This window comes from Collinsella sp. LCP19S3_C9 (assembly GCF_052121575.1).
Taxonomy (GTDB): domain Bacteria; phylum Actinomycetota; class Coriobacteriia; order Coriobacteriales; family Coriobacteriaceae; genus Collinsella.
In genome coordinates, this window is sequence record NZ_JBQKDZ010000029.1 from 1 (window position 1) to 2,180 (window position 2,180).

At 56.7% G+C, this 2,180-nt stretch carries 1 protein-coding gene; it reads right to left on the bottom strand.

Features of this window, described 5'->3' with window-relative positions:
- Positions 1 to 208: 208 nt before the first annotated feature.
- Entirely contained in the window at positions 209 to 1,903 is a 1,695-nt protein-coding gene (locus tag ACTQXI_RS08815) for a phospho-sugar mutase (RefSeq protein WP_154518687.1), read from the bottom strand.
- Positions 1,904 to 2,180: the final 277 nt, after the last annotated feature.

Genomic DNA, 2,180 nt, shown 5'->3' on the forward strand with positions numbered 1-2,180 from the left:
GTGCACGCCTGCGCCGGTTCCCGGTCCGACCGGGCCGCGCGGCAAGGAGATATATTGCCAGACCGGAGGGGCCCGCGGGGCGGGAATCTGGTTGCACACAACTCCTACACAGTTTGGGATTCTCAGCTGTATTTAGCAGTAATAGAGAGGGGACCTCGTTTCCGAGATCCCCTTTTTCGTCTATCTATAGAAATAGGCTTTCAAAGCCTTAGGCCAACAGCTTGCGACCTGACTCCTCAATCGCGTCAAGTGCTGCATCAGCCTCGGCGGCATCCGCGCCCTTAGCGAAGATGTACAGCTTGATCTTGGGCTCGGTGCCGGAAGGACGGACAATACCCTTGTTGCCACCCTCAAGATCGAACTCAATGACATTAGCCTTCGGCAGGCCGTTCACGCACGTGTTGTAATCCACAACGGCCTCGATCTTGGAGCCTGCGAGCTCCGCGGGCGGGTTCTCGCGCAGACCAGCCATGATGCCGGCCATCTTTGCCGCACCCTCAGCGCCCGGATAGCTCAGCGAAATCGTCTTGTTGTGATAGTAGCCATACTTCTCGTACAGCTCGTGCATCGCATCGGCAAGGTTCTTGCCCTGGAGCTTGTAATACTGCGCCATCTGGCAAATGAGCAGCGAAGTGCTCACGGCGTCCTTGTCGCGCACGTGGTCGCCGGCCAGATAACCGTAGCTCTCCTCGAAACCGAAGATAAAGCGATCGACTTCACCAGCATCGGAAAGCGAGGTAATGATGTCACCGATGTACTTGAAGCCCGTCAGGCAGCGACGGAGCTCAAAGCCATACTCCTCGGCCAGAGCATCGACCATGGCAGAAGAAACAATGGTAGTAACCGCGACCTTCTTGGTGAGATCCTCGCCGCGGGCAGCACGGGTCTTGCAGATATAGTCGAGCAGCAGAACGCCCATCTCATTGCCGGTCAGCAGCAGATAGTCATCACCATTCTTAACAGCAACGCCAACACGGTCGGCGTCAGGATCGGTTGCAAGCAGCAGATCGGGGTGAACCTGCTCGCACAGGTCGATTCCCTTCTGCATGGCCTGACGGATCTCGGGGTTAGGATACGGGCAGGTCGGGAAATCGCCGTTCGGGTCCTTCTGCTCGGGAACAACCGTGACATCGGTGATGCCGGCGCGCTCGAGCACCGTCGTGACGGGAATGAGGCCAGTGCCGTTGAGCGGAGTGTAGACGAGCTTAAGCGGAGCGCCAGCGATCTCCTCGGCAGAAAGGTTGGTCACGCCGCGCGCGAGAACGGCGTCGTAATAACGCTCGAGGCACGAGTCGTCGATCCATTTGACCAGACCCTGCTCAAGAGCCTCATCGAAGTCCATGGACTTCACACCAGTGAACGTATCGGTCTCGGCAATAGCCTTAGAAATTGCATCGGCGGCCTCGCTAGTGATCTGGCAGCCGTCGGGGCCATAGGCCTTATAGCCGTTATAGGGCGCAGGGTTATGGCTCGCGGTCATGCAAATGCCACCGGAGCACTTAAGGTCGCGGACGGCCCAAGATAGCGTAGGCACCGGGGAAATCTTAGGATACACAAGGGCGGTGACACCATTTGCCGCAAGAATAGCAGCCGTTGTCTTGACGAACAATTCGCCCTTATTGCGGCTATCGCGAGCAATGGCAACCGTCGGATGCTCAAAAGTCGCATTGAGATAGTCGGCGAAACCCTGCGTTGCACGGCCGACCGTATAGATATTCATACGGTTAGTGCCAGCACCGATCGTGCCACGCAGGCCAGCGGTGCCGAAGGCAAGATCCTGGAAGAAGGCATCGGTGATGGCATCCTCGTCACCCTGCTCCTTCATCGTGTTGAGCTCGGTCAGCAGCTCATCATCCTTGACATTGGCAATCCAAGTATCAAGCAGCTCGTGAACATCTGCCATGTGCGTCCTTCCTTCATAAGCAATAAAACGGCCCGCCTAAAACAGGTCAAGCGCAGTATCACGCTTAAGTAGATAGTAATCCATTGAGTGCGTGAGACTGTCAAGAGAACGGTGAACGTCTGAATAAGACGGCAGATGATATCGTTGTAAAAAATGTCATTTAGTTAAATTGCCTGAGAAACGAAAAAGGGGGAGGCCGCGAGGCCTCCCCCTTCTCGATTCTCGATGACGGCTCGGTGCCGTCCACCGGTCAGCGGCGCCCTGGCCTCCCACGGGC

Bases quoted from the DNA above. Each gene is read 5' to 3' on its own strand.
- ACTQXI_RS08815 (WP_154518687.1), bottom strand. From the start codon at position 1,903: ATGGCAGATGTTCACGAGCTGCTTGATACTTGGATTGCCAATGTCAAG.